Below are 6,713 nucleotides of genomic sequence, written 5' to 3' on the forward strand. Positions count from 1 at the left end.
TCAGCCCGCCGCCGGGCTCACGCCCATGGCCAGGGTATATTCGTCCATGCGGGGCCTGTGGGCCAGGCCGCGCCGCAGCGCCCATTGGTTCACCAGCTGGAACATGGGCAGGAAGGCCACATCCTCCATCGCCATGCGGGTGGCCTGGCGCAGCAGATCCTCCCGCGCGGCATCGTCGATGGTGGCCGTCGCGCGGTCCGTCAGCGCGTCCAGCGCGGGGTTGGAGTAGCGGACGACATTGTTGGCGCCCGTGCCGCGCTCCCGGCTGTAGGTCATCAGCAGGTTGATCAGCAGATAGCTGGCCTCGCCCGAGGGGCTGCCCCAGCCGACCAGCCGGGCGCCGAATTCCTGCCGGGCGGAGCGGCTGGCGAAGGCGGACCAGGGCAGGGCTTGCACCTCCGTCCGCACGCCCACGCGCGTCCACATCTGCGCCACCGCCTGGGCGGTGCGGGCATCGTTCGGGTAGCGGTCGGTGGGGCTGGACAGCACCATGCGGAAGCCGCGCGGGAAGCCGGCCTCGGCCAGCAGGCGACGCGCTGCGTCCAGATCCTGCGCGGGGGGCGCGATGGAAGGGTCATGGCCGAAGGCGCCGGGCGGCAGCCACTGGCCGGTCGGCCGCGCGGCACCATCCATTACCTGGCGCACCAGCCCCTCCCGGTTCAGGGCGAGGCTGAGGGCGCGGCGCACCCGCGCATTGTTCAGCGGGTTGGCCGCCAGCGCGCCGCCATCGGCATCGGCGAAGCCCGGCGGCGCCTCGGCGCGGGAACGGTCGAAGTTCAGGTACATCACCCGCAGGCTCTCGATCTCCGACACGGTCAGGCGCGGATTGGCCGCCAGCCGCGCGGCATCGGAGGAAGGCACCTGGTCGATCATGTCCACATCGCCCGCCAGCAGGGCGGCGACGCGGGCGGCATCCTGTGTGATGAAGCGGTAGTCCACGCGCTCCCACACCGGGCGGGTCCAATGCGCGGCGTGGCGGCGCAGCTCCACCCGCTCACCGGGGCGATAGGCCGCGATGGCGTAGGGGCCGGTGCCGATGGCGGCGCGGGTGCTGTTGAAATCCTCGGTGCCCAGCCCCTCGGCCGCGTGGCGGGCGATGATGAAGACCATCGCCAGCTCATTCGGCAGCACCGGGTTGGGGGTGCGGGTGGTGATGCGCAGCAGCAGGGGCTCCGGGGCCTCGATGCGCGCGATGCTGCGCAGGAAGCCGCCGAAACCGCCCGGGGAATTGGGCACGGCCGGCGCGCGCTGGAAGGAGAAGACGACGTCATCCGCCGTGAAGGGCTTGCCGTCATGCCAGGTGACGCCGGGGCGCAGGCGGAATTCCCAGCTCGTCTCGTCCAGCGCGCGCCAGCTTTCGGCCAGGCCCGGTTGCAGGCGGGCGCGCTCGTCGCGGTCCACCAGCCGGTCGAACACATGCAGCGCCACCGCGTTGTTGGGCGCCGAATTGTGGAAATGCGGGTCCAGCGAGGTGACGGCCCCGCCGGTGGCGATGCGCAGCAAGGGCGCTGTCTGCGCGGTGGCCAAGGTGGGCAGCAGCGGGGCCGCGAACAGGGCGCGGCGGGGCAGGCGGGTCATCGGTGTCTCCTTCACTCGGCGGCGGATGCGAGGGGCATGTCGAGCCCGTGTTTCTTCAGCATGTCCTCTGCCAGGCGGCGCATCTGCGCGCGCTCGCCCAGTGCCGCATGGGTGCCGGCGGCGACGGCCTTGAAGAATTCGCCCTTCAGGTAGTGGCGCCACTGCACCGGCACGCGGGCCAGCACGGTGGTCAGTTCGTCGTAGCGCGCGCGGGACCAGACGGCCTCGAAGGCATCGCGCCGGGCGCCGTAGTCGAAGCCCTGGCGCGCGGTGTGCCCGGCGCGCAGGGCCGCGGTGGCGGGGCCTTCCACCGCGCCGTCCACGATCGCCACGCCATAGTCGCGCGCCGCGGCCTCCACCGAGACGAAGCCGCGCTTCACATCGGTCAGCACCGCGCCGGGTGCGCGGGTGAAGGGGTCGCCATAGCCGCCGGCACCCGGGCCGATCACGCGCACCACATCGCCCGGGTCGCATTTCACGATGTCGGTGTTGCCCAGGCTGAGGACGCCGGGCGTGCCCGGGTTCTTCTCGAAGCGGGAGGTATGGCCCGCCCGCCCGCCGCAGGCCCCCCAGGAGGAAAACACCGAGCGGTTGCGGTTGCGCGCCGTCACCACCGTGCCGGGGGCGAAGACCTGGAATTCCATCACCGCCGCCAGCCCGCCGCGATACTGGCCGGGGCCCGCGCTGTCGCGCTCCAGCCCATAGCGCAGGATGCGGATGGGCACCTCGGCCTCGTTGATCTCGACCGGGGTGTTCTTCAGGAAGGCCTGGGCACCGCCCGCGCCGTTCGGCCCGTCATGCCGGGGCGTGCCGCCGCCGCCGCCGCCCACGGGCCCCAGCGAGGCCATGACGGTGCGCCCGTCGCGGCCGGAGGTGCGGACATTGAGGATGGCGTTGCCGCCCGGGGAGGTGGTGGCGAGCTTGTCGGGCACCGCCTGCAGGAAGGCGCCGAAGGTGACGATCTGCGTCATCATGCAGGTCAGGCTGCGCATGCCGACGGCGGCCCCCGGTTCGGCATTCACGATGGTGCCGCGCGGCAGCACCGCGCGCGCCGGGCGCAGCGTGCCGGCATTCAGCAGCAGCAGCGGGTTCAGCGTGTAGAGAACATAGGTGAGGCCCACCAGCACGATGGGGTGCCGCGCCTCGCCGCCCGTGGGCATGTTCAGCGAGGAAGCGAGCTGCGGATCGCTGCCGGTATAGTCCAGCTCCACCTCGTCGCCGCGCACCCGCACCGTCAGCGCCATGCGGCAGGGGTTGCCGCCCTCGCTGTCCTCATCGGCGTAGTCGGCGAAGAAGTATTCGCCATCGGGGATGTCGCGGATGATGCGGCGGGCCTGTTCCTCGGCATAGTCCAGGATCTGCTCGATGCCGGAGGCGAAGGCGGGGTAGCCGAAGCGGGCGATGATCTCGTGCACCCGCCGCTCACCGATGTTCACCGAGGCGATCTGCGCCATCAGGTCGCCGTGGTTCTGGTCGGGCATGCGCACGTTGATGCGCAGGATGTCCATCACCTCGCGGTTCGGCACGCCGCGGCGCACCAGCTTCAGCGGCGGGATGCGGATGCCTTCCTGCTCGATCTCGGTCAGGGTCCGGGACAGGCTGGCGGGCACGGCGCCGCCCACATCGGTGTTGTGGATGTGGCCCACCACGAAGCAGGCGATGCGCCCCTCATGGAACACCGGCTTCCAGATGTGGATGTCGGGCGAATGGGTGCAGACATAGCCGCTATACGGGTCGTTGGTCGCGCAGATGTCGCCTTCCTCATAGTCGTCGATCATCCGCAGCACGGGGCCGTAGTCGATGCCGCTGTACCAGGGCGCGCCGAAATGGCGCGGCGAGGCGAAGGCCTTACCCTCCGGCGTCACCAGCGTGCAGGAGAAATCCTCGGTTTCCTTCACGAAGGTGGAGTGCGCGGTGCGCATCAGGGTGAAGGCCATGGCGTCGGCGGCGGCCGCGCAATGGTTGGCCAGGATCTGCAAATTGCGGCGGTCGAGGGACATCAGTGCTTCTCCGGCACGGAGATGATGAGGTTGCCGAAATGGTCCACCCGGACAGTGAAACCTGCCGGCACGCAGGTGGTGCAATCGGGCTGGGCGATGATGGCGGGGCCGAGGAAGCCGTGGCCCGCCCGCAGCGCCTCCCGCCGGTACAGCGCGGCCTCGGTGTGCGCGCCGTCGAGGTAGACGGGCACCATGCGGTCCGGTTCGGCCGGGCCCTCGGCGGGCGGGCAGGGGCGCAGTTGCGGCTTGGGCGTGGCGCCGGAGACGACCAGGCGCAGCGTGATCAGCTGCACCGGCGCCTTTTCGTCCGCATGGCCGAACATGGCGCGGTGGCGGTCGTGGAAGGCCCGGATGATGGCCGGGATGTCGGCGATGGCGGCCAGTTCCAGCGGCACCGGGATCTCATGCGACTGGCCGCGATAGCGCATCTCGGCCGCCAGGCTCAGCACAGCCTCGCCGGCAAAGCCCTGTTCCTCATGCAGCCAGCGCAAGGCCTGGGCGCGCATGCCCTCCAGCGCCTCGGCGAGGCGCGGGGCGACGGAGGGGGCCAGGGTGGCATAGACGATGCGGATGAAATCATTGCGCAGATCGGCGATCAGCCCGCCCATGGCGCTCAGCACGCCCGGCGCCGGGGGCACGACGACGGAGGCCATGTTCAGCTCCCGCGCCAGGAAGCAGGCCAGCATGGGCCCCGCGCCGCCGAAGGCCAGCAGCGAGAAATCCCGCACATCGATGCCGAAGCGGGACACCAGGGCGGAGGTGTCCGTGTACATGCCCGAGACCGCGAGTTCGATGATCTCCCCCGCCGCCTGTTCCACGGGAATGCTGAGCTGGCTGGCGATGCCGCCCACCGCCGCCCGCGCCCGCGCCAGGTCCAGCGTGACCGCGCCATAGCCCAGCCCCGCATGGCCGATCAGGCCCGAGACGGCCACGGCATCGGTGATGGTCGGCCGCTCACCCCCGCGCCCGTAGCAGGCGGGGCCGGGCAGGGAGCCCGCACTCTCGGGCCCCACCTTCAGCACGCCGAATTCATCCACGGAGGCAATCGACCCGCCCCCCTGGCCGATCGAGGTGACGGAGACGGAGGGGATATGGATCTGGAAATCGCCGATCACCTCGCCCGAGCCGTATTCCGGCTGGCCATCGACGATGACCGCCACATCGGCGCTGGTGCCGCCGATATCCAGGCTCATGATGCGGGGCAAGCCCGCGGCCTCGGCCACGAAGGCCGCGCCGATGACGCCGGAGGCGGTGCCCGACAGCAGCATCTGCACGCATTCGGCCCGCGCCTGGGCAGCCCCCATCACCCCGCCGTTGGATTTGGTGATGCGCAGGCCGCAGCCGACGCCCAATTCGCGCAGCCGGTCCTCGAAGGCATCCAGGTAGAGCGCCACGCGCGGCTGCACATGGCCGCTGATGGCGGCCGTCATCGTGCGCTCGTATTCGCGGATGATCGGCCAGATGGCGCCGGAGCGGAACACCGGCAGCCCGGGGGCCAGGCGGCGGATGAGGGCCTCGGCCGCTTCCTCATGCGCGGGGTTGCGCCAGGCGTGCAGGAAGGCGACCAGGACCCCTTCCGCGCCGGAAGCGATCGCGCCGCGCACCGCCTCGGCCACGCTGGCTTCGTCCAGCGGGGTCAGCACCGCGCCCTCGGCGTCCACGCGCTCCTCGATGCCGAACACGCGTTCGCGCGGGATCAGCGGGTCCGGCCGGCGGGAAAACAGGTTGTGGTAGGCCGCCATCTTCAGGCGCGCGAGTTCCAGCACATCCTCGAAATGGCGGGTGGTGAACAGCGCCAGCTTCAGCCCATTGCGCTGGATGACGGTGTTGATGCCCACCGTGGTGCCATGGGTGAAATAGCCCACATCGGCGGCCTGGATGCCGTGGCGGCTGGCCAGCTGGCGCATGCCCTCCACGATCTCCTGCCCTGGCGCGTCGGGCCGGGAGAACACCTTCAGGGTCGTCAGGCTGCCATCCGCATCGTCCAGCACCGCGAAATCGGTGAAGGAACCGCCCACATCCACGCCCACCCGCAACGCCATGTCCGTCTCATTCCCGCAGTGCTGCCCCTGGCTTGCCACGCGGCGCGCGGGGGCGGCCAATGCCTTTTTCGCGGCGGAACCAAACCTGGGGTTATGTTCTGGCTTTCGCCGGATGCTTGCCTTCGCATCCGATAGGGTTGCGCTAGACTGCCGGGCGAACCGCCCGAAGGACCGCGCCCTGCCACCCGACCCATCCCCCGCCACCGTGCCGGCCGAGGCCGTGGCGCGCGCCCTGTATGAGGCGCTGCTGCTGCGCGGCCCGGATGCCGAGGGGCTGGCCTTTCACGCCGCGCGGTTGGCGGCGGGCTATCCGGTCACCACCGCGATGCAGGAATTCGTGGGCAGCGGCGAATTCTCGGCCCGCTTCGCCGAGATCGCCCGCGCCTACAACCTGCCCGTGGAAGGCCCCCGCCCGCCGGTGGCGCTGGAGGCCCTGTACGGCATCGCTGAGCAGGCCTGGCACGCGGACGACACCCCCACCGCCGGCACGCTGTGCGAGGCGGTCCTGGCGCTCGATCCCCATCACCGCCCCGCCCGTCTGCTGCTGGCCGAGGTGCGGCAGGCGCAATGGCGCCCCGACCTGGCGCTGGAATGCTACGCCGCCCTTCTGGCCGAGGCGCCGGAGGACACGGACGCGCTGTTCCGCGCCGCCATGCTGCTGGGCCGCCAGGGCTGCCATGCCGCGCGGATCGGCCATCTGCGGCAACTGGTGCGGCTGCACCCGAAGCAGCCGCAGAACTGGTTCGAGCTGGGCCATGCCCATCTGCTGTTGGGGCATCTCGACCTCGCTCTCGCCTGTTTCCGGCGGCTGGGGGCGGTGAGCGACCCGTATTGGCTCGCCATCCGCGGCCAGGCGCAGCGTCAGCGCGCCGAGACCCGGCGGGAGGCGCTGGCCCTGCTGCGCGGCCGTGCATCCCAGGATGGCCCCCGGCTGGCGCTGGCCCTGGTGCGGCTGGGGCGGCTGCGCGCCGCGCGGGCGCTGCTGGCCCATCTGCGCCCCGTGTCCGGGCCGCTGCTGGCGGAGGCCGACCACGCCCTGCTCCGCCGCCAGGGGCGGGGCGACGCGGCCCTGGCCGCCCTGCGGAACGCGCTG

The 6,713-nt window shown here is 71.5% G+C and carries 4 protein-coding genes; 1 reads left to right on the forward strand and 3 read right to left on the reverse strand.

What is annotated here, in order from left to right; genetic code table 11:
* From GT007_RS17425 to GT007_RS17435, 3 genes are read right to left on the reverse strand one after another with little or no spacing between them, the layout of a single operon-like run.
* Nucleotides 1-1,578 (reverse strand): ABC transporter substrate-binding protein, encoded by a 1,578-nt coding sequence (locus GT007_RS17425; RefSeq protein ID WP_160122935.1) that lies wholly within the window; start codon nt 1,576-1,578, stop codon nt 1-3.
* Between the two features lie 11 nt (nt 1,579-1,589).
* Entirely contained in the window at nt 1,590-3,578 is a 1,989-nt protein-coding gene (locus GT007_RS17430) for a hydantoinase B/oxoprolinase family protein (RefSeq protein ID WP_160122936.1), read from the reverse strand.
* Entirely contained in the window at nt 3,578-5,620 is a 2,043-nt protein-coding gene (locus tag GT007_RS17435; protein WP_160122937.1) for a hydantoinase/oxoprolinase family protein, read from the reverse strand. The genes GT007_RS17430 and GT007_RS17435 overlap by 1 nt, the downstream gene beginning before the upstream one ends.
* A 205-nt stretch (nt 5,621-5,825) precedes the next feature.
* Between GT007_RS17435 and GT007_RS17440 the strand changes: the two genes are divergently transcribed.
* Nucleotides 5,826-6,713 (forward strand): tetratricopeptide repeat protein (locus GT007_RS17440; protein WP_201451966.1); only part of this gene is annotated, 888 nt, incomplete at its 3' end.

This window comes from Rhodovarius lipocyclicus (assembly GCF_009900765.1).
Classification (GTDB): domain Bacteria; phylum Pseudomonadota; class Alphaproteobacteria; order Acetobacterales; family Acetobacteraceae; genus Rhodovarius; species Rhodovarius lipocyclicus.

Bases quoted from the DNA above. Each gene is read 5' to 3' on its own strand.
- GT007_RS17425 (WP_160122935.1), bottom strand. From the start codon at position 1,578: ATGACCCGCCTGCCCCGCCGCGCCCTGTTCGCGGCCCCGCTGCTGCCC.
- GT007_RS17430 (WP_160122936.1), bottom strand. From the start codon at position 3,578: ATGTCCCTCGACCGCCGCAATTTGCAGATCCTGGCCAACCATTGCGCG.
- GT007_RS17435 (WP_160122937.1), bottom strand. From the start codon at position 5,620: ATGGCGTTGCGGGTGGGCGTGGATGTGGGCGGTTCCTTCACCGATTTC.